This window comes from Amycolatopsis sp. NPDC102522 (genome assembly GCF_055584485.1).
In genome coordinates this window covers 142,345-164,992 of record NZ_JBVJLY010000008.1, presented here as the reverse complement: position 1 = coordinate 164,992, position 22,648 = coordinate 142,345, and the positions used below count along the sequence as shown (strand labels likewise).

The following is a 22,648-nucleotide window of genomic DNA, read 5'->3' as shown; positions in this document are numbered from 1 at the left end:
CGGCCCGTCACCACGGCGCGGCCGTTAGAGTGAACGGTCGCAGTAGCCCGTCACCCTTGAGGAGCAGCAGTCCATGATCGCCGAGAGCGCGAATCAGCAGAGTGTGACCTTCCCGCAGGAAGCGACGCCGATCTTCGACCTGGTCGCCCAGATGGTCGCGCGGACCCAGACGGAAGACGAGCGCGACTTCGGCCGCGAAGCCGGTCTCGCGACCTCGGCGTAGCTTCCGTTCGCTGAGGTCACTCGGCCGGTTTGTCCGGGGTTCCGGTGCGTGCGCGAAGTTCCGCGGCGGTGCGCCGGGCGTGGGCGAGGCCGTCGAGGATCCATTGCGGGGGCTGCCTGTCGTGGGTCGCGATCCGCTCGTAGGCGGCGACCAGCCTTTGCGCGATCTTCAGCCGGGAGTCCGCGGCCGCCGGTTCGCGGTCCGTCTCGGCGTCGGCCTGCCCTGAAGGGATCGTGACGAGGGCGAGATGTCCGGCCGGCGGGGGAGCCGACTCCGCGCCGGACTCGGCAGGGGCGTCGGGCTGCGGTTCGGGGACCAGCACCCGGCGGACGCGGAAGGACGTCTGTCCCGTGTTCCCCGGCACGCCTTCGCGGCGTGCGTCCTGAGAGGGGAAGGGATCCGCGCGGAACCGCGCGATCGCCGGCCAGTACCGGGTTCGCGCGGACTGTGGCGTCGCTCCGTCCAGCGAGCACGAGATCTCCTGCCAGGTCTTCCCGTCGACCCTCGCGGCGACCACGGCCGCTTCGAGGATCTGCTGCGCGATCCCGATCAGGCCGGAGTGGTCCTGCGCGCCCTGGTCTGCCGCGGTGTCCGCGCGGGCGGCGTTCGCGGCGAGATCGGCCAGTTCCGCCGCGTGCGCGGCGAGCACCAGGTGAGCCCGCGTGGCCGCCGAGGAGACGGAGCGGCGTGTCGTCATCGTCCGCTCCTCGTGGCAGGCAGGGGGCTCGACAAGAGGCTCGCGGGATCCCGCACGCCGTGGCTCACAGGAGTTCTCACCTTCTCTGGGTGTGCAAATTTGCATAAGTATGCAATTTAAGGGTGTGTGCTGGGGTTGAAGAAATCACAGGTTGTGCCCTGATCGGGTGTGGTCGTGACGGTTTCGCGCGGGGTGATGTCCGACGGGCCGCGTGGTCGGGCACGATCGGGGTCATGTGGACGGCCGTACCGATCCTTCTCCGAGTGGCGGAGGGACATCGATGAGCAGACCCCTGTATCAGGTGAAGGCGGAGTTCTTCAAAACGCTGGGCCATCCTGTCCGGATCCGCGTGCTCGAGCTGCTCAGCGAACGCGACCACGGCGTCTCGGAGATGCTCGCCGACCTGGGCATCGAGCCCGCCAACCTGTCCCAGCAGCTCGCGGTACTGCGCAGGGCCAAGCTGGTGATGCCGCACAAGGACGGCACGACCGTGTCCTACTCCCTGACCAGTCCGTCGGTGGCCGAACTCCTCGCTGTCGCGCGTGGGATCCTGACCAGTGTCATAACCGGCCAGATGGAATTGCTCGACGATCTGCAGAATTCCGCCCCTGTTTCCGATGACACGCGTTCATCGGACGCAGAATAGGAAATCATTCGGACCATTCCGGGCATTCGCGGATTCGGGGCGCCCGATCGTCGTTTCATTCCTGGTCGGCATCGCCGTGATGCTCGGTCACGTCGCAATTTTCCTTGCCGCCCTGGGGGAGCGCGCCGTGCCCGGCGGCCGCCCTCCTCGTCTCCTCGACCAGCGAGTCGAAGATGGGGGTCCCGCACAGCTCCACATGGTCCTCCGTCGTGACAGTCATCGTGCCCGGTCATCTTGCCCCGGGGTGGTTGGCCGATCCAGTCCCACCGGGTATTGCACTCGATAGAGCTCACCCTCGGGGGTGAGCTATTCGCTCAGGTGAAAAGCAAGTGCAGGGGCACGGCTGTTTCAGGCCCGCTACCCGGCACCGCCGGTTTTGTGGAAAAGCTGATTCCGGGTTCCGTCCGTGAGCGGGAAAAGGATTTCCCCTCGCCCGGATGGACGGCGTGCCGAACCCCGTGGCAGGTCAGACGTGCGACACCGGGCCGGCGAACTCGACCCGGTAGCGGGTCGGCGTGGTGCCCAGCGCGGTGGCGAAGTGCTCGCGGAGTCGGGCGGGAGTGCCGAAACCGGACTGTGCGGCGACCGCGTCGACGCCGAGTGCGGTCGTTTCGAGAAGGTGCCGGGCTCGCGCGAGCCGTTGCGCGACAAGCCAGTTGTGGACGGTGGTCCCGGTCCTGGCGCGGAAGGAGCGGGTGAAGGTGCTCCGGCTCATATGCGCCTTTGCGGCGAGCCCGTCGATGCTGTGCTGGGTGTCCAGATGGGTCTGCGCCCAGCTCATCACCTGGGTGAGAGAATCCTCGTCCGGGGACGGCACGGGAAACTCGATGAACTGGGCTTGGCCGCCGGGGCGATGGGGCGCCGCGACGATCCGGCGGGCGACGCGGTTGGCGACGACCTGACCGACCGTGCGGGCCAGCAGGTGAAGGCAAGTGTCGATTCCGGCTGTCGCCCCGGCGCCGGTCACGACGTCGCCTTCGTCGACGTACAGCTCTTCGGGACGCAGCTCCACCTCGGGAAAGCGCCTTCGGAACGTTTCGACCCATTTCCAATGGGTGGTCGCGGCCCGCCCGTCGAGGATGCCGGCGTCCGCGAGAGCGAAGACGCCCAAGCAGAGCCCGACGACGAGAGCTCCCCGTTCGTGCGCGGTACGCAGCGCGGCGGACACGACGGACGGTGTCGGGGTGTCCGGGGCGGACCACCACGGAACGACGACGATGTCCGCCTCGGCGAGCGCACCGAGGCCTGCGGGGACGTCGATCGCGTAGCCGGCGCTCGTGGTCAGGCGGCCCGGCTCCGCCGCGACGACCGTGATCGGCCACGGCTCCATGTCTCCCGCCGGGGACTCCGGTCCCCACACCAGCGACGGCACGGCGAGATGGAACGGGCTGATCCCCTCGAACGCCAGGACGGCCACACTCGGAGCGCTCATCGATCTCTCTTCTCGCGGGATGTCGGCCGATCTCGACCACAGCTGACCCGAAACCGTATCTCGATATCGGATCGGGTCAGCCATCATGGTAGCCGTACCCACGGAAAGCGAAGGAAACACGATGACCAGCACCACTCTCCGCGAAATCAGCACCCTGCCGACGACCCCCGCGGCGCTCTCGGACGCGACGGTGATCCTCGTCGACTACCAGAACACGTACACGCGCGGCGTGATGGAACTCGACGGCTGGGAGGTGGCGCTCGACGAGGCCGCCACCTTGCTGGAACGCGCCCGGGCCGAGGGTGCGACAGTTATTCACGTCAAGCACGACGGCGGCGAGGGCAGCCCGTACGACCTCAAGCAGGATATCGGCCGGATCCACGAACGCGTCGCCCCGGCGCCGGGCGAGCAGGTCGTGGTGAAGACCGCGCCGAACTCGTTCGTCGGCACCGAACTGGGAGACCTGGTCGACGCCGCCGGGCATCAGAACGTCGTCGTGGCCGGGTTCATGACCCACATGTGTGTCACGTTCACCGCGGAAGGCGCGTTCCTGCGCGGAAACACCCCGACCGTGGTGGCCACTGCCTGCGCCACGCGCGCCCTCCCGTCCGTCGCCGGGCCGGTGACCGCCGCGGAACAGCATCGCGCCGCCCTCGCCACGATCGGTGATCTCTACGCCGTCGTCGTCGCTTCCACGGCGGACCTCGGCTAGGGCGAGCGCTGTCCTGCCGGGCTCGAAATCGTCGGTGGGGCCCGCTAGCCTGCCCGCGTCGCCGAAGGGTGGGAGGCCCGGGATGGAAAGACACGTGGAGGTACCGGAGGGGCTGGCGGACGCGCTCGTGCCGGTGGTCACCGAGCTGATTCCGTTGTTGCGCGGGCGGATCCCGCGTTGCCCCGCGGCGGCGCTCGGCAGGCTGGGCGCCCCGGAGGTGACACCGGACGTATTCGGTCTCGTCGCGGGCAAGCGGACGGCGGGCTCCGGCGAATCGGTGACGTTGAGCGGGTTGCGCTCGCTCGGCGCCCCGGTTTCCGAACGGCTGCTCGGCGCACTCGAACTGACCTTGGACGGGCTGGCGATCGCTGCCCCGGACGACCTCGCGGCGATGGTTCCGGGACCGGAAGCGACACCGCAGGCCTTCGGTTTCGGGTCGATCGGAGGGCCGAACCCGGAGACGGTCATCGCGGTGCGCCTGCTCGATCAGCTGCGGCCACAGATCTCCGAACTGGTCGTGGGGCTGGTCGCGGAGCTTGCCGGGCACGAAGCCGTGATTCCGTTGCTGGTGGCCGCTCCGGAACTCAGTGGGGAGGAGGAGCTGGCCGCTGAACACGGAGCCGCGCATTTGGCCTTGGCCGTCGCGGTCGCGGCGCCGGTTCTGCGGCGCGTGGACGCTCCGCTGGCCGCAGGGAAACCCGCGGCTGTCGTCGGTGTCGCCCTGGGCGCTGTTTCGGCTCTGTTGAGCGAAATTCCGATGCCGCCCGCGTATACGGCCGCGCTGCTGGAGAAACGGCGAGCCGAATACGTGCTGCCGGTTTCGGCGTCGTGTTCGGCGGAGGTGCGCGAGCACCGGCTCACCCTGGCCGAGCGTCCTGTCGTCGGTGAGCCCGACTTCAGCGGGAATGGGCTGGCCGCGGTGGTCCCTGGCGGGATCGCCGTGCGGACCGGGCTCGGCGAGGGCCAGTTGGGAGTCTCGTTGAGGGTCCTTGAAGGACCACCGGAGGAAGTGGAACTCGACTGGTGGGACGAGGTCGTCGAGATCTCGTGGCGGGCCGAGCGGGGCGATGCCGCGCTGAGCGAGATCGCGCCGCATCGCTCTCGAACGCCGCCGTGGCCGGGCGATTTCCGGGTCCGGGTGCACGCGATCGGCCGGGACGGTGAGGAGCGCGAGCGCTACGAGCTGATGCTGTGGCAGGCTCCGGCGGGCCCGGAGATCGTGTACAAGCACAGCGACCGGCTCGGTTACGTGGTCCGCGGTGAACCCGTCCCCGAAATCGAGCCGCCACCCGAGGCCGCCCACCGTTGGATCAACGAGAGCGTGCTCGGCGACGGGTCGACGGTCACGATGGTCAAGGGCGCCTCTCTCGCCGAGGTGCTCCGCGGCTTCGGCGCGGATCCGGCCGAACCTGAGTCCGCTGAGGAACTCTTCGAGGATTCGGATCTCGACCCGTGGGTTTCCGTGCTGGCCGTCGAGGGCGCAGTGCTGGCGGTCGAGTTCAACGGCTTCCAGGGTTCATACCCGCGGGTGCTGGAATCGGTGTCGCGGGCGGGCCGGACGGCGAGCCTGTTCTGGAGCATCAACACGGTGGGCCGGCTTTCCTTCGCCGACAACGGGAAGGTCCTCACCTCGTTCGAGCTCGGACACGCGGAGGAGATCGAGGACCCCGAGGTGAACGAAGCCCTGTCCGGGCTCGACCTCGACAGTTACCGTGACAGCCTGGGAAAGGGCCTCGTCGCGGTCGAGCGCTACAGCGGATGCCGGCTGCGTAAGGAAGACATCCAGCGGATGAACGAGGAGGATGTCGCCTACCGCATCCTGCCGCACCTGCCCGAGCTGTACCCCGAGGTGCGGAACCCCGACGGCTCGCGGGCGTTCCCCGGGCGCGGGCCCATGGACGCCGAAACCGATCGGCTGGCCTTCGTGCCCGAGGAAACGTTGCGGGACTTGGCCTGGCGGGCGGCATCGGCGGTCGCCGAGCACACCGGTGCCGCCGGAGAGCCGGTCGTCGCCGCCGCACTCGCGGAGCGTCGCCTGGGTCCTGAGGCGGAATACCTGGCCAGGCGATCGCAACTGCGAGCGGATCGGGAACACGCCTGGTTGTGGCAGGCGATCCACAACGCCACCAACCCGGACCCGCTGGCCGCCGCGATCAACTCGCTTTCGGCCATGCGGTACTCGGCCGGGCCGACCGGCGAACGCCTGCTGGAACACGCGCGACAGGTGGCCCGCGGCAGTCGTGAGTGATTCGGGTCGTGCCTACCGGACTCTGGCTGCGGTTGCTCCCGGGCCCTGTCCGTGAAGGCCCCCTTCCCTCGGCTCAGCCGAGGAAACTCGCGCTTCACTCCTTCCCCAAGTACGTGAAGGACTCCTTCATTGCGCTAGACGCAATGAAGGGGTCCTTCACGTACCTCAGGCGACCAAGCGGCGGTGACGCGTCGGTCCAGTCAGCGAACGGCGCCGCGAGATCGTCCCGTCGCACACCCGCAAGTACAGTCCCGGCCAGGAGTGTACTTGCGGGTACATTTTTCCGGACCTACCTTGGCGGCGGACGGTAAGTACATTCGGGAGGTCCTGATGCTCACGAAGAAGGGCGCCGCGACGCGGCAGCGGATCATCGACGCCGCGGCCGACGAGATCCGCGAGCGCGGCGTGGGAGCGGCGACCCTCGACGACATCTGCCGTCGGAGCGGAACGGGCAAGAGCCAGCTCTTCCACTACTTCCCGGAGGGCAAGGAACAGCTGCTGATGACCGTGGCCGAATGGGAGGCCGGTCAGGTGATCGAGGACCAGCAGCCGTACCTCGGGCAGCTGACCTCGTGGGAGACGTGGGGCCAGTGGCGTGACGTCGTGGTCGAGCGCTACCGGCGGCAGGGCGTGCACTGCCCGCTCGGGGTGCTGATCACCGAGATCGGCAGGCACACCCCGGCCGCGCAGGCGGTGACCAGGCGGCTGCTCGAGCAGTGGCAACGGCAGGTCCAGGCGGGGATCGAGGACATGCGGGAGAACGGGTCGATCACCCGCGACATCGACCCGGTCCGCGCCTCGGCCGCGTTGATCGCCGCGATCCAGGGCGGCGTGACGATCCTGATGTCCACCGGATCCGCGGATCATCTCGAAGCGGCACTGGACCTGTACTTGGACTACTTGCGCGCCGGCGAGCCCTCGTACAGCTGAATGCCGTATTCGCGGCCCTTTTCGAAACCGCGACAGAAAACCATTTCAGAGCGAGTGCGTATGTCGTAGCGCTCCTTCTTCGATCACCCGCGATGGAAGCCGGACGATCTTGTCGATCGAGATCATCGGGCGTTGTCGCGATGGCGGAGACGAAAAAATCAGTGATCCATTCGTTGTAGGCAATCGTCGCAAGTGGCCCAGGGACGGTGCGGGGCACGCGTGGTTTCGCAGTCGGCGAGAGGGGGCCGTCCTCGCCCTCCGGTTGATCGCGCGGACATTCCGGTGAACGGGACCCCTTTGTCATGCTGCGGATTTCGGACCTGTCAGGCCTGCGAGCCGGTCGCCGTCGGAGCGCGTATCCGTATCCCGAAGAGCTGAATTCTGTGGAATTCAGAGCGAGACGAGCATTTGATCTTTTTGGGCCGAAACAGGGTCTTGACAGGGTGAGATTCACTGAGTAAACAAAAGGTGTCGGCGACTTCTGATCGCCGGACGGTCTGGGTGGGAATTCGGAAATAAGAGGGGGCATCGGGGGAGCGAGTCCTTTCTGTCGGGATTCGTTGTTCGACCATCGGTCATTCAGGGGTACTCCTATGCGATGACCTCTCTGCTCACTTTCGCATGATTCCATGCGTGCTTTCTCCATCGGTCATTCCTCTAGGCAAGGAGCTGTCATGGGAAAAATCGCCGTCCTCACCAACGACCTCCAGGGCGATGTGGTCTATCTGACCCCCGAGCGCACCGCGGTGATGGCCGACGCGCAGCCGCACTACATCGCCTTCCTGGACGAGATGCGCCGCCGGGGCCACACGATCTACCACCTGCAGCTGATCAACCTGCCCGACGACCCGAACGCGAACCGCAGGGCGGACGGCACCCTGCCCCTGCAACGCGACACCGAGGGCGCGGCGATCCTCCCCGCGTTCCTCGCCGACGGTGACGTCGTCGTGGAGAAGAACAAGGACAGCGGTTTCTACGAGACGAAGATGCACGAACTGCTTCAGGAAGCGGGCGTCGAGACCGTCGTGGTCACCGGTCTGCAGACCCAGATCTGCGTCCAGACCACCGCCGCCGACGCGTTCTTCCGCGGCTACAACGTCTGGGTCCCCGCCGAATGCGTCGTCTCCGACAAAACCGAGGATCGCGACCGTTCCCTGAGCTGGCTCGCCGGGTATTGCGCCACGGTCGCGGACTCGAAGGACATTCTGGAAACCCTGGACGCCAAGGGTGAACTCCCCCGAATGGTCGTCAAGACCCTTCCCTGATCCCTTTCCGGAGGACTTCCGGCCCCTCGCCCGAAGAAAGGTAGGACGCCCGATGGCAAGCTCGTTGACCGGCCTCGACGAGGTCGTTCTCGACCACGGAAGCGGAGCCAAGCTCAGCGGTGAGTTGATCTCCTTCGTCGTCGAGACACTCGGCGAGGCGTACATCGGCGAGATGGAGGACAGCGCGATGCTGTCCGTTCCCGCCGGGCGGATCGCGATGACCACGGACTCGTTCGTGGCGGATCCGCCGTTCTTCGGCAATGGGGACATCGGCAAGATCTCGGTCTGTGGCACGGTGAACGACCTCGCGGTCGTCGGTGCACGGCCGCTCTACCTGACGCTCGGGATGATCCTGGAGACCGGGCTGCCGATGGCCCGCCTCCACCAGGTGTGCACCTCGATCCGGGAAACGGCCCTCGAAGCGGGCGTCCAGATCGTCTGCGGTGACACCAAAGTGGTCCGGAAGGGTGAGGTCGACCAGATCTACCTCAACACCGCGGGCATCGGCGTCTTCGAGCGCGAACCGCTGCGGATGCGCGACGTGCGACCCGGTGACCGGGTGGTCCTCAGTGGACCGATCGGCAATCACACGGTGCACCTGCTCTCGATCCGCGAGGGTCTCGGCTTCGAGCAGCGCGTGCTCAGCGACTGCGCGCCGCTCAACGGGCTCATGGACACCCTGCTGACGACTGTCGGCGAGGGCGCTGTGCACTCGGTCCGGGACGTCACCCGCGGTGGGCTGGCCGCTGTTTTGCACGAGTACGCGAGGGCGTCCAGGCACACCGTCAGGTTCGAGCAGCAGAGGCTGCCCATCCAGTTCGAGACCATGATGGCCACGGACATGTTGGGGATCAACGCGATTCACGCCGCGAACGAGGGTTGTCTGTGCCTGTTCGTCGATCCGGCGGCGGAGCAGGACGTGCTGGCCGTGCTCCACTCGCACAAGTACGGCGTCGAGGCGACGACGATCGGCGAGGTGACGGAGGACCCGGAGCCGCTCGTCCTGATGCGTGACGAGGGCGGGCGGGACTCCGTGGTCGAGGAACTCGAGGGCGCCGAGCTGCCGCGTCTGTGCTGAGGGGGGTGACGAGATGCCGAGTAGTGATTCGAGTGTCCGGCGAAGCATCCGTGTGGCCGGCGTGGTCCAGGGCGTGGGGTACCGGCCGTTCGTCTACAAGCTGGCGTTGAAATGCGACCTGACCGGCTGGGTGCTCAACGATCCCGAGGGAGTGCTGATCGAGGTCACCGGCCGCCCGGAGGAGGTGCGCCGCTTCACCGAAGGTCTCAGCGCGGAGGCGCCGCCCCAGGCCCGGGTCACGGGGGTCGAGGTGGACGACCTGCCCGAGGTCGCGCCGAAGCCGGACGGGTTCACCATCCGGGAGAGCAGGCACAACGGCGTCCGGACCACGATCGTCCCCGCCGACTCCTACGTCTGCGCCGACTGCCGCGCCGAGTTGCGTGACCCGGCCGACCGCCGGTACCGCTACCCGTTCATCAACTGCACCAACTGCGGTCCGCGGTACTCGATCATCCGTGAGCTGCCCTATGACCGGGTGGTGACCACGATGGCCGGTTTCACCATGTGCCGCCCGTGCGCCCTCGAATACGAGGATCCGCTGGACCGTCGCTATCACGCCCAGCCGAACGCTTGCCCCGACTGCGGTCCGCGGCTGTTGCTGGCGGGCTCCGGCGGCGAGACGGCGGCGGGGGAGGAAGCGCTCGCCGCCGCCACGGCCGCGCTCTCCTCGGGTGGGATCGTCGCGGTCAAGAGCGTCGGCGGATTCCATCTCGCGGTCAACGCCCGCGACGGCGAGGCGGTCGCTCGGCTCCGGACCCGTAAACGTCGGGACTCCAAGCCGTTCGCGGTGATGGCGCGCGACCTGGATACGGTCGAAGGCTTCGCCCAGGTTCGTCCCGCCGAGGCCGATCTGCTGGTCTCCCCGGCCCGGCCGATCGTGTTGCTGCGCAAGCGATCCCTGGCATTGCCCGAGCAGATCGCCCCACGCAATCCCAATCTCGGCATCATGCTCCCGTCCGCGCCGGTCCACCACCTTCTTGTCGACCACGCCGGACTGGACACCCTGGTCATGACCAGCGGCAACATTTCCGGCTACCCGATCGTGTACCGCAACGAGGACGCGCTGGCACAGCTCTTCGGCGTCGCCGATCTGATCCTCTACAACGACCGCGACATCGAAGTCCGGGTCGACGACTCGATCGTCCGTTATTCCGAGCACCCGGAACTCGCCGAACCGCTGGTCGGCTTCATCCGCCGGTCCCGCGGTTATGCGCCGTATCCGGTGGAGGTCGGCACCGATCTGGCTCCGCTGGTGGCCTACGGCGCCGAACTGAAGACGACTGTCGCATTGAGCAGCGGCTCACGGGTCTACGTCAGTCAGCACATCGGCGACATCAAGAACGACGAGACCTTCGGGGCGCATCGAGCCGCCGTCGGTCATCTCGCCGGTCTCCACGACCTTCACCCGCGTCACGCCGCCGTGGACCTGCACCCGCAGTTCCGCGCGACCCGGTTCGCCTTCCAGGAACAGGGTGAAGCCTTCGACCAGGTCGTCCCGGTCCAGCATCACCACGCGCACATGGCCTCCTGTATGGCGGAGAACCGGCTTCGCGGCCAGGCCATCGGGGTCATCTTCGACGGCACCGGATACGGCGACGACGGCACCATTTGGGGTGGTGAGTTCCTTCTCGGCGACTATCGCGAAGCCCGCCGCGTCGCGCACCTGCGGACCGTGCCGCTCCTGGGCGGTGACAAGGCGGTCACCGAGCCGATCAGGACGGGTTTCGCGCTGGCGCTGGACGCGTTCGGCGAGACTTCCGCGGCGGTCGACGCCTTTCCGGTGCTGAAGACCCTCGACGAACAGCAGCGGCATGTCTTCGCCACGATGACGCGACGCGGAATCAACGCACCACCCGCCTCCAGCATGGGCCGGCTGTTCGACGGCGTCGCCGCTCTGCTCGCCATCACCACGCGCGCCGAGTACGAAGCGCAGGGCCCGATCGAGCTGGAAGGGCTGCTCGAACGCGACTTCACCATGGCCGAGGCGGGAGAGCGGTACCGATTCGGGGGGAACGACCAGGAAATCGATCCTCGGCCGGTGATCCGGGCGCTCGCCGCGGACCACGCGGCGGGGCTGGACGTCGCCACGATGAGCCGTCGTTTCCATTCGGCCGTGGTCGACATGGTCGTCGGCCGATGTCACGGGCTCCACGAGTCCGGAACCCGTCAAATAGTGCTCTCCGGTGGAGTGTTCCTGAACGAGTTCCTGCTGGTCAACTGCCTGGTGGAGCTACACAAAGCGGGATTCGACCCGTACTGCCATCAGCAGGTGCCGACCAACGACGGCGGCATTTCGCTCGGCCAGATCGTGGTGGCCGACGCCAGGCTGGGAGACAACGCGCGATGAAGAAGTACCTGATCACCGGGGGACGAGGATATATCGGCTCGGTGCTGACCCGGAGACTCCGTCAGTCCGGATCGGAAGTCGTGGTCCTCGACAACGGCCTGGTCGGCGGTCCGGAACTCGCGCTGTCCGGGGTCACCTACATCGACGGCGACGTCCGTGAAGCCGGCTCTTGGGACAAGGCGCTCGACGGTGTGGACGCGGTCGTGCATCTGGCGGCGATCGTGGGCGATCCTGCCTGCGGAGTCGACCCGGACGTCGCCTGGGAGGTCAACTACCTCGGCACCATCCGCGTCGCCGAAGCCTGCCGCCGGGCCGGAGTGCGGTCGCTGGTGTTCGCGTCCACCTGCAGCAACTACGGCTTCACGGCGGACGCGGAGGTGGATGTCTGGTCGCCCATGGCACCCCAGTCGGTCTACGCGGAATCCAAGGTGCTGTCCGAGCACTATCTGCTTTCCCTGCCCGGCGACGAACTCCGCCCCCGGCTGCTGCGTTTCGCCACCATCCATGGCCTGTCCCCGCGGATGCGGTTCGATCTCGCCGTCAACATCATGACGGCGAACGCCGTGGAGCACGGCAGCGTCACCGTGCACGGCGGGACCCAGTGGCGTCCTTTCCTGCACGTCGAGGACGCGGCCGCGGCGGTCCACCTGGTACTCCAGGACGGCGGGTGTGCCGGCCCGAGCATCTACAACTGCGGGTTCGGCGAAGAGAACTACCGCATGGACGCCGTCGGCAAACTGATCGCCGAGGAGATCGCCGGTGTTCGCATGGAGATCCTCGAAGAGCACACGGACCCGCGGAACTACCGGGTGAATTTCGACCCCATCCGCCGGGACCTTGGCTTCACGCCGAGCCGCCGGGTCATCGACACGGTGCGGGAGATCCGGGACGCCATGCGCGAAGGGAAGTACTCGGACTTCGCCACCTCGCGGTACAGCAACTACCTGACCGCGGTGGCCCAGCGCGTGGACCCGGTCTCGGCATAGGCACGCCTTCCGCGTTTCCGTCCTCCACCCTCAGGAGCCCGACCATGACCGACCTCAGCACCGACACCCGGTCCAGACGCTTCGCCGAACTCGTCCCCATGGTCCGCCCGACCGTGGAAGCCGATGCCGAAATGGAGCTGGCCGTCAGGGAGATCCTCCGGTCGGGCATGCTCACGAACGGGCGGTACGTAAGGGAATTCGAGGAAGCCGCGAGCGCGTACCTGGGTGTCGATCACGCGGTCGCGGTCAGCAGCTGCACGACCGGGCTGATGCTCGTGTTCCGCTGCCTGGAGCTGAGCGGCGACATCGTCGTCCCGAGTTTCACCTTCATGGCTTCGGGACATGCCGTTCGCTGGTCGGGGAACCAGGTCCGGTTCGCCGACGCGGATCCCCGCACCTGGACCCTCGACCCGGCCGCGGTCGCGCCGCTCGTGGGGGAAGCGGCAGGCGTGTTGGCGGTGCACACCTTCGGCGTCCCCTGTGACACCGATTCGCTGCAAGAACTGTGCGACTCCCGGGGAATCCCGCTGATCATCGACGCCGCGCACGGCTTCGGCAGCCGCTATCCCGACGGGACCATGGTCGGCGGCAAAGGCGTGGCCGAGGTGTTCAGCCTCAGCCCGACCAAAACCCTCAGCACCGGCGAGGGCGGGCTGATCACGACGAACGACGCCGCTCTCGCCACCCGGCTGAGGATGGCGCGCGATTACGGCAATCCCGGTGACTACGACAGCCGGTTCGTCGGGCTCAACGGCCGGATGACGGAGGTCTCCGGCTTCATGGGTGTCCACGCGCTCAAACGGTTCTCCCGCTGGCTCGATATCCGGCGCTCCCTGGCCGAGGGCTATCGCTCCCGTTTGGAAGAACTGCCCGGCCTGGAGTTCCAGACGGTTCCGGAGGGCGCCGCGAGTTCGTACAAGGACCTGGGGATCCGCGTCGACGCCGCCCGCTTCGGGATGAACCGTGACGCGCTGGCCGAGCGGCTGGCACGTGAGAACGTCAGCACTCGCAAGTACTTCAGCCCGGCATTGCACCAGCAGACCGCCTACCGGAACGTGCCCGCCGTCGCGGATCTGTCCGTGACGGAGGAACTGGCTTCGAGCATGATCACGCTGCCGCTCTACTCTCACATGCCCGCGCGGATCGTCGACGAGATCTGCGAGCTCATTCGCGAAATACACGCGACAGCACAGAAAGCAGGCGGTAAAGCATCGTGAACGACTACGTGGCGGACCTGCGGAAACTGGTCGGAACCCGGCCGCTGATCCTTCCCGGAACCTCGGTCGTGGTCACCGATCCGGACGGCCGCGTCCTGCTCCTGGAGCGGGTCGACACCGGCGGCTGGGGGCTGCCCGGCGGTCTCATGGAGCCGGGGGAGTCGTTCGAAGAGACCGGGCGGCGGGAGGTCAGGGAGGAGATCGGGCTGGAGATCGGCGACCTGAACCTGCTGGGGCTCTTTTCCGGAGCCGAGTACTACTACCGCTATCCGAACGGTGACGAGATCTACAACATCACCGCCGCCTATGTGGCCCGGCTTCCGGAAGACGCCACCATCGTCCTGGACACCGCGGAGAACAGCACGTGGCGTTTCTTCGGGCTGGACGAGATCCCGGACACCGTGATCACCCCGGAGCAGCCCATCATCGCGGAGTACGCCAAGGTCGCGCCATGACCGCGCCGGATCCCGGCTTCGCGGAGTTCATCGAGACCTGTCTTCGCGAAGCGTCCAAAGTGGCCGTCGGGTTGAGGGGCGTCGGCGAGGCGACGGTCAAGCCGTCCGACGTGAACCAGATCGTGACGGCGACCGATCTGGCGATCGGCGCGATGCTGACCGGGCGGATCAGGGAAAGGTATCCGCGGCACGCGATCCTGGAGGAGGAAAGCGGCGGGACACCCGGCGACGATGCGGTCACCTGGGTCGTGGACCCGTTGGACGGCACGAGCAATTACGCCGCGGGCAGCCCGCTCTACGGGGTGATGATGGCGGCGGTCGGCGCCGAGGGTGTCCTCGCGGGCGGCCTCGCGTTGCCGGCGTTCGACACCGTGTACGTCGCCGAGTCCGGCCGGGGGGCCACACGGAACGGGCATCCGCTGGCACCGCTTCCGGCCACCGGCCCTGACCGATCGTTGGTGGCGTTCGGAATGGACAAGGGGCCGCCCGGCCTGATGGCCGTCGAAGGCAGACTCGCCGCGGCGCTCGGAACGGCGTGCCTCGGCGTCCGCATGAGCAACAGCGTCTTCGACCTCTGCATGGTGGCGGACGGCGCCTACGGGGCGTTCGTGCATCGCGGCTGCCGGATCTGGGATGTCGCGGCCGCGCTGTGCGTACTGGGGGAGTGCGGCGCCGTCTGCACCGATCTCGGTGGCAGGCCGCTGGATCTCTCCGACCCTCTCACGAAGGCGGATCAGGTCTTCGAAGTCTGCCTGGCTTCGGCCAGTGTGCACCCCGCTGTGATGACCGCGCTGAGAACGGTGATCCCCGAATGACGGGCGGTTCACCGTCACCCGGAGCCGTCCGGCACGGGCAGGACACCAGAGTGAGCCTCTTCGCCCTGATCCTGGGCCTGACCTGCGGATACGACGCGACCGCGATGGCGGGTGCGCTGCTGCTGGTCACCGACCACTTCGAACTCACGACGACACAGCAGGGTTCGCTGTATGCCGCCACGGCGGCGGGCTGGATCGTCGGCGCCCTCCTGGGCAGCAGACTCGTCAACACCCTCGGCCGTCGCAGGACGCTGCTCGGTTTGACGTTCCTGTACCTGGTGGCGACCGGCTTGGCCGCCACGGCGGGGAACCCGCTGTGGCTGGGCGCGGGTCGTCTCGGGCAGGGCACCGCGATCGGCATCGCCATCGTGACCACTCCGATCTTCATCGCCGAATCGGCGACGACGCGCGCTCGCGGGCGCATCGCGGTCTTCTATCAGGTGGCGACCTCCGTCGGGATAGCGATGGGTTACTTCGGCGGCTACTTCCTCGCCGACAGCGGGCAATGGCGGCTGATGCTCGCCATTCCCGGTGTCCTCGCCCTCGCCGCCGCGCTGTGGCTGCTGGGGCTCCCCGAAACCGACCGCTGGCGACAGCTTCGGCAGGAACGTGAGGCCGGTTCGGCAGTCTCACGCCCGGTGGGTGCCGTACGCGGCATATTCGGTCCGCGCTATCGGAGACTCACGTTCTTCGTCGTCACGCTGGGCTTCTTCGTGCAGGCGACGGGTATCAACGCGATGGTCTTCTTCAGCCCGCGGATCTTTCAGCACATCGGCTACACCGACGACTTCGGACTGCTCGTCCTGCCCGGTTTCGTCCAGCTGGCCGGTGCCGCCGCGGCGCTCGTCTGCGCACTGACGATCGACCGGTTCGGACGGCGGCCGGTGCTGCTCACCGGCACCGCCTTGATGGGGCTGGGGCACGCGCTGCTGGTGATTGGGTTCGCCGCGGATTCTCCTGGTGTGGTGGGGTTTCTCGGTCTCATCGCCTTCATCGTCGGCTTCAACTCCGGCTTCGGGTCGCTGGTGTGGATCTTCGCGGCCGAAGGGTTCCCGGATCACCTCAGAGGCGCCGGAGCGTCGGTGATGCTGCTGACGAACCTCACGACGAACCTGTTCGTGGCCCAGTTCTTCCTCGATGTGCTCAACGCCATCGGTGGCCTGCTGACCTTCCTCGTCCTCTTGGCCATCACCGCGCTGGCCTGGATCTTCGTGTTCTTCGTCGCGCCGGAAACGAAGGGCCGCTCGCTCGACGAGGTCCAGTCCTATTGGGAGGCGGGCAGGCGCTGGCCCGCCACCGACGACACCCATGCCGCGGCGTCCTGAGCCACGGTCGGTGCTGGTGATCGGTTCCGGTCCGATCCTGCTCGGCCACGCCGCCCCGGCGTGCCGGGCGCTCAAGGCGGAGGGCCTGCGGCTCACGGTGGTCGACGGCAACCCGTCGACGGCGACGACCGACCCGGCGTTCGCTGAGGCCACCTACCTGGAGCCTGTCGATCCCGGCACGATCGAGAAGGTCATCGCCAGGGAACGGCCGGACGCCCTGCTGCCCACCCTCGGCGGGAAGGCCGCGCTCGACACCACTGTCGCCCTGTACGAGTCCGGTGTCCTGGCCCGGTACGGCGTCGAACTCCTCGGCACCGGCATGGACGCGATCCTTCTCGGCGAGAACCGTGAGGAGCTCGCCCGTATCGTCAGGCGAGCAGGTGCCGAGGTGACACGGACGGCGGCCGTACCCGGCTGGAAGAAGTACGAGCTCGAAGTCGTGCGGGATCACGACGACAAGGTGTCGGTCGTTTCGGCCGTGACGCCGGATCAGCGGATGCGTGACGTGGCCGTCGAAGTGGCCCGGGCTGTCGGTGCCGGCCCCGGCGGCTGCACCGTCGGATTCGCGGTCGACCCGTGCGGCGGCCGGATGCTCGTGACCGGATTCGACCCTCGGGTGGTCAGGTCCAGCGCGCTCGTCGCGAAGGTGGCCATCGGCCGCACACTGGACGACCTCGGTTCCGAGCCGAGCCTTGACCACGCCGCCGAACCGCTCCCGCCGGATCCAGCAGGCCGGTTCCCGGGCGACGCGATCGAGGTCGACGCTCTTTACGACGGCTACGAGTTGTACCTGGGCGGAGTGATGGAGTGGTTCGAGGCGGCGTGCGCGCTACCGCCGATCACCCTCGGCCGCGCCGACCTCACCCGGATCCGCGAGTCCACCCGCGTCCTGGCCGAGAGCATCGGTCTGCGCGGACCGTTGAACGTCCGGTACGCGCTCGCGTCGGGTGTCCTTTGTGTACTGGAGGTGAATCCGCAGGTCGGCCGTACCGTCCCGTTCGTGTCGAGGGCCACAGGTGTGCCGCTGGCCGAGGCCGCCGCACGGGTGACGCTCGGGGCCCGCATCGCCGATCTGCGCGCCGAGGGCCTCCTGCCTGCCGTCGGTGACGGTGGCGTCTTCCCGCCGGGCGCCGCCGTCGCGGTGAAGCAGGGCGAGGTGATGGGCATCGACTCGACTTTCGGCACCGCCTACGCCAAGTCGTGGTCCGCCGCGTCCGGGCCGTTGCCCACCAAAGGCAGGGTGTTCGTCTCGTTCGCCGGTCCCGACAACCGGGCGATGATCTTCCCGGTGAAGGCGCTGGCGGACAGCGGTTTCGAAATCCTTGTCACCGAAGGAAACGGGAACGTCCTTCGCTACGTCGGTGTGCCTGTCACGGTTGTCAGCGGACCCTCCATTGTGGATCTCGTGATGGCCGGTGAGATCGTGCTGGTCGTCGACACCTTGGCCGGCGAGCAGGGCATCCGTGCGGCCGCGGCGGCGTGCGGGATCCCCTGGTTCGGCACGGTCCGGGGTTTCGCCGCCGCGGTGCAGGGGATCGAAGCCGTCGACCGTGGCCATACGAGCGTCGTCTCGCTACAGAAGCACATCGCCGAGCTGTGGTCGTGAGTGATAAGTGTCGTTCTAACGCGACTTACCACTCACGAGGACTGGACCGACGACGTTCCGGCACTCTGGTCGCCTGGAGGTCCGGGAGGCGAGCCGCGGCCAGAGTCCAGTAGGTACCTAAACCTGACGACCCGAATCACTCACGACCGGAAGACGCCATCCCGCGCCACAGCAGGTCGAGGAGGCTCGCGACGTCGCGCCGCCACTCGCCGTTCGGGTCGAGGTACAGCAGGCCGCCCAGGCCGCGCAGAACGGTCTCGGGTTTCAGGTCCGAACGGACTGTTCCGGCGTCGACGTTGGCCTTCAACAGCGTGTGGACCGCGCCGACCATCGCCTCGTAGGCTCCGGCGGGCAGCTCTCCACGGGAGCTCGTCGCGACGCGAAGGGCGTCGGCCAGGCCGCGTTTGGTCATCATGTAGTGCGCCAGATGGTCGGTCGTCCACACCCGGAAAGCCTGCTCCGGCGGGTATTTCTCGAGCAGGGCCGGCACGATGTCGACGAGCTGGCGCACCTCGCGCTGGTAGACCGCCAGGATGAGGGCTTCCGGGGTCGGGAAGTGCCGGTACACCGTGCCGACGCCGACTTCGGCCTGCTTCGCGATGGCGTTGAAGGAGACCTCGCCCGACCCGGCCAAGGACTTGGCCGCCGTGGCGAGGATGCGCTCGTGGTTGCGCCGGGTGTCCGCACGCCGGGGATTCACCGATCCCGTCGTCATCGCCTCTCCTGTCCGCCGATCCCGTTCTCCGGTGAATGTAGCCGACGAACACAGGGACCTGGAGCGACTCCAGGAGCGAGCACCGACATTGCGGAGCGGATTGCGTTCCGCTAACTTGAAAATCGTAGCGGATGAATATCCGGTTCAAATCTCGAACAGGCTCCCACCACTCAACCTACGCCGTCGGGCCCTCGGCCCGCACGAACGGCGGAAAGAGATCCAGTGGACATCTCACTCGAAGTCAATGGCAGGACGGAACACCTGAGTGTCGATCCCGGGGTGACACTGCTGGACACACTGCGGGAGCGGCTCGCCGTGACAGGCCCGAAGAAGGGCTGCGACCGGGGCCAGTGCGGTGCCTGCACGGTGCACGTCGGCGGACGGCCCGTGCTCTCCTGCCTCACCCTGGCCGCCACCGTGAAGCAGCCGGTGACCACGGTCGAAGCCCTGTCCACGGCGGACGGACTGCATCCGGTCCAGCAGGCGTTCGTCGACCAGGACGCCCTGCAGTGCGGTTTCTGCACGTCCGGGCAGATCATGTCGGCGGTCGCCGCCGTCGAGCAGAACGTCCAGGACGTCCGCGAGTTCATGTCCGGCAACCTGTGCCGATGCGCGGCGTACCCGAACATCGTCGCGGCGGTCGAGCAGGCGAGGCGGGCCGATGCGTCCCTTTGAGCTGCTCGCACCCGAGACCGTCGAAGCCGCCGTCTCCTCGCCGGGCACGTTCCTGGCGGGCGGGACCACGCTCGTCGACCTGATGAAACTCAATGTCCTGACACCGCAGCAGGTCCTGGACATCAACGCGGTGCCGTTGCGCGGGATCGACACCGCCGACGGGCTGCGGCTCGGCGCGCTGGAACGGATGGGCGACATCGCCGGCCATCCGGGCGTGTACCCGGCGATCTCCCGGGCGCTGCTGCTCAGCGCGTCCCAGCAGATCCGGAACATGGCCAGTATCGGCGGGAACCTGATGCAGCGCACGCGCTGCTCGTACTTCCGGGACGTCTCCATGCCGTGCAACCGGCGGGTGCCGGGCAGCGGCTGCCCGGCGATCTCGGGAGCCAACCGGATGCACGCCGTGCTGGGCACCAGCGATTCGTGCGTCGCGACGCACGCCAGTGACGTGGCCGTCGCCCTGGTCGCTCTCGACGCGCGGCTCCGGCTGGTCAGCGAGACCGGAACCCGGACCGTCGAACTCGGCGACTTCTACCGTCAGCCCGGCGACACCCCCGAGGTGGAGAACGACCTGCGCCCCGGTGAACTGATCGCCGAGGTCGTGGTCCCACGGCTGGATTGGGCGTCGAACTCCACCTACGTCAAGGTGCGGGACAGGCAGTCCTACGAGTTCGCGCTGTGTTCGGCCGCGGTCGCGCTGCACGTCGAGGACTCGCGCATCGTCGACGCCAGGGTCGCGGCGGGTGGCGTGGCGACCGTGCCGTGGCGGCTGCCCGAAGTCGAGGCGGCCTTGCGTGGTGCGCCCGCGACCGTCGCCGCTTTCGAAAGCGCCGCGGCGCTGGCCACCGAGGGCGCGCGCCCGTTGTCCGGGAACGGATTCAAACCGTCTTTGCTGCGCCGGACCATCGTCCGCGCACTGCTCGAACTGACCGAGGGGAGCCGCTCATGACCAGCCGGGTGGACGGGCCGCTGAAGGTCACCGGCCGGGCCGAATACGGGGCGGACCACACCTTCCCCGGACTGGTTCACGGCTACGTCGTGCTCAGTACGATCGCCCACGGTGAGATCGAGGCGATGGACGTCACGGCGGCGAAGGGCGCTCCGGGCGTGATCGGCGTGTATTCGCCTTTCGACCCGCTGGAGCTGCGCACACCGTCCACGGCGTTCATGGGCGAAACCTGGGTTCCTTTGCAGGACAAGGAAGTCGCTTACTACGGCCAGCCGATCGGCTTCGTGGTGGCCGAGACCTACGAACAGGCCCGTGACGCGGCGATGCTGGTCGAGGTCTCCTATCGGTCCCGGCCCGCGCTGACCTCGTTGCAGGACGGCCTCGCTTCGGCCGAAGACGCACCCGCCGCGAGGGACGGTTCGCCGTCGACCCTCGCCGTCCTCGCTCCCGACGTCGAGTCCATTGAGGACGCTTTGGCGGCGAGTTCGGTGGTCGTCGAGGCCACGTACACCACCGCGACCCAGAATCACGCCGCGATGGAACCGCATTCCGCGGTCGCGGTGTGGGGTCCGGACGGCCTGACGATCCACAGCGGAAACCAGGCATCCGACCTCCAGGCTGCGGAGCTGGCGGACGCGCTGGGCACGAAACCGTCCGAAGTACACGCGGTGAACCCGTTCGTGGGCGGGGCTTTCGGCGGTAAGGGCCGCACCTCCACGCCGGCGTTCCTGGCCGCCGCGGCGGCCAGGGTCCTGGACAGGCCGGTGAAGGCCGCGCTCAGCCGGGAACAGGTCTTCACCGCGACCGCGGGCCGTGCCGCGACCGTGCAGAAGATCGCCCTCGGCGCGGACCACGACGGCACGCTCAACGCCCTGCGTCACGACTCCTGGTGCAGCACGGCGGCCGACCGGTCGTTCGTCGAGCCGACGTCACACGGCACCTCGCGCGAGTGGTACGCCACCCGGAACCTGGGCATCAGCCAGAAGATCGTGCCGCTGAACATCCCGCCGACGACGTTCATGCGGGCACCGGGCGAGGCGCCCGGGTCGTTCGCGCTGGAGAGCGCCATCGACGAACTCGCGGTCGCGCTGGGCATGGACCCGATCGAGCTGCGCCAGCGGAACAACTCGAACGCGCCGCCCGGCAAGGATCTGCAGTGGTCGAGCAAACACCTCGACGAATGCTTCCGCGTCGGCGCGGCCCGCTTCGGCTGGTCGGACCGCTTGCCCCAGGGCCGGACCGACGGCGACTGGCTCGTGGGCATCGGCACGGCCACCGCCATGTTCCCCGCGCTGCGGTTCCCGGCCACGGTCGAGATCACCCTGCTCCCCGACGACACGGCCATCGTCGCGACCAGCGGGGCGGACCCGGGAACCGGCCTGCTGACCGTGCTTTCCCTGGTCGGCGGGGAATCGCTGGACATCTCGCCGGATCGGGTGGTGCCGCGGCTCGGCGATTCGACACTGCCGCCCGGCGGTATGTCCGGCGGCTCGACAGCCACCGCGAGTGCGGGCACGGCCATCATGGTCGCCGCCGCCAAGGCGATCGACGACCTGGTGAAACTGGCGTCCGCCCCCGGCGCGCCGTTCGAAGGGACGGACGTCTCCTACGCGGACGGCCGGGTGCTGGCCGAGGGCCGGACGATGACCTTCGGCGAGCTGCTGCGGACGCTGAACCGTCCGTCGATCTCCGTGACCGGTTCGTCGGCTCCCGGCGAGGAGCTGACGAAGCATTCGTTCAGCTCCTTCGGTGCCCAGTTCTGCGAAGTCCGCGTGCACAAGTGGACGCGCGAGATCCGGGTGTCCCGCATGCTCGGTGTGTTCGACGCCGGCCGGATCATCAACCCGACGGCCGCTCGCAGCCAGATCGTCGGGGGCATGATCTGGGGTGTGTCGGCCGCTCTGCACGAGGGGCTTGAGATCGAGGCCAACGGCCGATTCGCCAACGGTGACTTCGCGAGCTACCTGATCCCGGTGAACGCGGACATCCCCGAGGTCGACGTCCATTTCGTCGAGTACCCGGACACGCTGCACAATTCGGTCGGCGCGAAGGGGCTGGGCGAGATCGGCACCGTCGGGATGGCGGCGGCCGTCGCGAACGCCGTCCACAACGCCACCGGCATCCGGGTGCGGCACATTCCCATCCAGATCGAGGACCTTCTCGAGGAGTCGTAGCGCTTACCGGTCCGTGATGGCCTCCTTCACGACACCGAGCCCCTCGACCCGGTGTGCCCCGAATGTGGCATTGGGGACGCTCAATGTCCCCAATGCCACATTGGGCACACCTCAACGACATGACACTTTTGTCTTACCCGCCAAGAGAACCTG

Annotated in this window: 21 protein-coding genes; 17 read left to right on the top strand and 4 right to left on the bottom strand. The window is 67.9% G+C overall.

What is annotated here, in order from left to right; all coding sequences use genetic code 11:
• Nucleotides 1–73: 73 nt before the first annotated feature.
• The gene (locus ACZ6YV_RS20855; protein WP_465511173.1) at nucleotides 74–223 is read left to right on the top strand and encodes a hypothetical protein; all 150 of its coding nucleotides are present in this window, start codon (nucleotides 74–76) and stop codon (nucleotides 221–223) included.
• 16 nt (nucleotides 224–239) lie between these two features.
• Here ACZ6YV_RS20855 and ACZ6YV_RS20850 read toward each other — a convergent pair whose 3' ends face one another.
• Nucleotides 240–920 (bottom strand): hypothetical protein, encoded by a 681-nt coding sequence (locus ACZ6YV_RS20850; protein ID WP_465511172.1) that lies wholly within the window; start codon nucleotides 918–920, stop codon nucleotides 240–242.
• Between the two features lie 280 nt (nucleotides 921–1,200).
• On the opposite strand from ACZ6YV_RS20850, the gene ACZ6YV_RS20845 reads away from it, so the two are divergent.
• Nucleotides 1,201–1,566 carry an ArsR/SmtB family transcription factor gene (locus ACZ6YV_RS20845; RefSeq protein WP_465511171.1) on the top strand — a complete coding sequence of 122 codons (366 nt, stop codon included), beginning with the start codon at nucleotides 1,201–1,203 and terminating at the stop codon, nucleotides 1,564–1,566.
• A gap of 55 nt (nucleotides 1,567–1,621) precedes the next feature.
• Here the strand turns inward: ACZ6YV_RS20845 and ACZ6YV_RS20840 are convergent, their stop codons facing one another.
• On the bottom strand, nucleotides 1,622–1,786 hold the full coding sequence (locus tag ACZ6YV_RS20840) for a hypothetical protein (RefSeq protein WP_465511170.1): 165 nt from the start codon (nucleotides 1,784–1,786) through the stop codon (nucleotides 1,622–1,624).
• A gap of 246 nt (nucleotides 1,787–2,032) precedes the next feature.
• Entirely contained in the window at nucleotides 2,033–2,998 is a 966-nt protein-coding gene (locus ACZ6YV_RS20835; protein WP_465511169.1) for a GlxA family transcriptional regulator, read from the bottom strand.
• 121 nt (nucleotides 2,999–3,119) lie between these two features.
• Between ACZ6YV_RS20835 and ACZ6YV_RS20830 the strand changes: the two genes are divergently transcribed.
• From ACZ6YV_RS20830 to ACZ6YV_RS20775, 12 genes are all read left to right on the top strand, one after another.
• The gene (locus tag ACZ6YV_RS20830; RefSeq protein WP_465511168.1) at nucleotides 3,120–3,710 is read left to right on the top strand and encodes a cysteine hydrolase family protein; all 591 of its coding nucleotides are present in this window, start codon (nucleotides 3,120–3,122) and stop codon (nucleotides 3,708–3,710) included.
• Nucleotides 3,711–3,804: 94 nt separating this feature from the next.
• Nucleotides 3,805–5,958: a DUF6461 domain-containing protein gene (locus tag ACZ6YV_RS20825; RefSeq protein WP_465511167.1), complete on the top strand. Its 2,154-nt coding sequence runs from the start codon at nucleotides 3,805–3,807 to the stop codon at nucleotides 5,956–5,958.
• 330 nt (nucleotides 5,959–6,288) lie between these two features.
• Nucleotides 6,289–6,888 carry a TetR/AcrR family transcriptional regulator gene (locus tag ACZ6YV_RS20820; RefSeq protein WP_465511166.1) on the top strand — a complete coding sequence of 200 codons (600 nt, stop codon included), beginning with the start codon at nucleotides 6,289–6,291 and terminating at the stop codon, nucleotides 6,886–6,888.
• A gap of 674 nt (nucleotides 6,889–7,562) precedes the next feature.
• On the top strand, nucleotides 7,563–8,153 hold the full coding sequence (locus ACZ6YV_RS20815) for a cysteine hydrolase family protein (protein ID WP_465511165.1): 591 nt from the start codon (nucleotides 7,563–7,565) through the stop codon (nucleotides 8,151–8,153).
• Nucleotides 8,154–8,205: 52 nt separating this feature from the next.
• Nucleotides 8,206–9,231 carry a hydrogenase expression/formation protein HypE gene (gene hypE / locus ACZ6YV_RS20810; protein WP_465511164.1) on the top strand — a complete coding sequence of 342 codons (1,026 nt, stop codon included), beginning with the start codon at nucleotides 8,206–8,208 and terminating at the stop codon, nucleotides 9,229–9,231.
• 13 nt (nucleotides 9,232–9,244) lie between these two features.
• Nucleotides 9,245–11,578 carry a carbamoyltransferase HypF gene (hypF, locus tag ACZ6YV_RS20805; RefSeq protein WP_465511163.1) on the top strand — a complete coding sequence of 778 codons (2,334 nt, stop codon included), beginning with the start codon at nucleotides 9,245–9,247 and terminating at the stop codon, nucleotides 11,576–11,578.
• Nucleotides 11,575–12,564 (top strand): NAD-dependent epimerase/dehydratase family protein, encoded by a 990-nt coding sequence (locus tag ACZ6YV_RS20800; protein ID WP_465511162.1) that lies wholly within the window; start codon nucleotides 11,575–11,577, stop codon nucleotides 12,562–12,564. Before hypF ends, ACZ6YV_RS20800 begins: the two co-directional genes overlap by 4 nt.
• A gap of 44 nt (nucleotides 12,565–12,608) precedes the next feature.
• Nucleotides 12,609–13,781 carry a DegT/DnrJ/EryC1/StrS family aminotransferase gene (locus ACZ6YV_RS20795; RefSeq protein WP_465511161.1) on the top strand — a complete coding sequence of 391 codons (1,173 nt, stop codon included), beginning with the start codon at nucleotides 12,609–12,611 and terminating at the stop codon, nucleotides 13,779–13,781.
• Nucleotides 13,778–14,236 carry an NUDIX hydrolase gene (locus ACZ6YV_RS20790; protein ID WP_378244862.1) on the top strand — a complete coding sequence of 153 codons (459 nt, stop codon included), beginning with the start codon at nucleotides 13,778–13,780 and terminating at the stop codon, nucleotides 14,234–14,236. The genes ACZ6YV_RS20795 and ACZ6YV_RS20790 overlap by 4 nt, the downstream gene beginning before the upstream one ends.
• Nucleotides 14,233–15,051, top strand: coding sequence for an inositol monophosphatase family protein (locus tag ACZ6YV_RS20785; protein WP_465511160.1), 819 nt, complete (start codon nucleotides 14,233–14,235; stop codon nucleotides 15,049–15,051). Before ACZ6YV_RS20790 ends, ACZ6YV_RS20785 begins: the two co-directional genes overlap by 4 nt.
• 50 nt (nucleotides 15,052–15,101) lie before the next feature.
• Nucleotides 15,102–16,376 carry an MFS transporter gene (locus ACZ6YV_RS20780; protein WP_465511159.1) on the top strand — a complete coding sequence of 425 codons (1,275 nt, stop codon included), beginning with the start codon at nucleotides 15,102–15,104 and terminating at the stop codon, nucleotides 16,374–16,376.
• A gap of 16 nt (nucleotides 16,377–16,392) precedes the next feature.
• Nucleotides 16,393–17,982, top strand: coding sequence for a carbamoyl phosphate synthase preATP-grasp domain-containing protein (locus tag ACZ6YV_RS20775; RefSeq protein WP_465511158.1), 1,590 nt, complete (start codon nucleotides 16,393–16,395; stop codon nucleotides 17,980–17,982).
• A 136-nt stretch (nucleotides 17,983–18,118) separates the two neighbouring features.
• Here ACZ6YV_RS20775 and ACZ6YV_RS20770 read toward each other — a convergent pair whose 3' ends face one another.
• Complete coding sequence (locus ACZ6YV_RS20770) at nucleotides 18,119–18,697, bottom strand: TetR/AcrR family transcriptional regulator (RefSeq protein WP_465511157.1); 579 nt, start codon at nucleotides 18,695–18,697, stop codon at nucleotides 18,119–18,121.
• 222 nt (nucleotides 18,698–18,919) lie between these two features.
• Here ACZ6YV_RS20770 and ACZ6YV_RS20765 point away from each other — a divergent pair, with 222 nt between their 5' ends.
• Genes ACZ6YV_RS20765 through ACZ6YV_RS20755 form a run of 3 tightly spaced genes read left to right on the top strand, consistent with a single transcriptional unit; the run spans nucleotide 18,920 to nucleotide 22,495 of the window.
• Nucleotides 18,920–19,372 carry a (2Fe-2S)-binding protein gene (locus ACZ6YV_RS20765; protein WP_465511156.1) on the top strand — a complete coding sequence of 151 codons (453 nt, stop codon included), beginning with the start codon at nucleotides 18,920–18,922 and terminating at the stop codon, nucleotides 19,370–19,372.
• Nucleotides 19,359–20,321: an FAD binding domain-containing protein gene (locus tag ACZ6YV_RS20760; protein ID WP_378244850.1), complete on the top strand. Its 963-nt coding sequence runs from the start codon at nucleotides 19,359–19,361 to the stop codon at nucleotides 20,319–20,321. Before ACZ6YV_RS20765 ends, ACZ6YV_RS20760 begins: the two co-directional genes overlap by 14 nt.
• The gene (locus tag ACZ6YV_RS20755) at nucleotides 20,318–22,495 is read left to right on the top strand and encodes a xanthine dehydrogenase family protein molybdopterin-binding subunit (protein WP_465511155.1); all 2,178 of its coding nucleotides are present in this window, start codon (nucleotides 20,318–20,320) and stop codon (nucleotides 22,493–22,495) included. Before ACZ6YV_RS20760 ends, ACZ6YV_RS20755 begins: the two co-directional genes overlap by 4 nt.
• Nucleotides 22,496–22,648 lie beyond the last annotated feature (153 nt).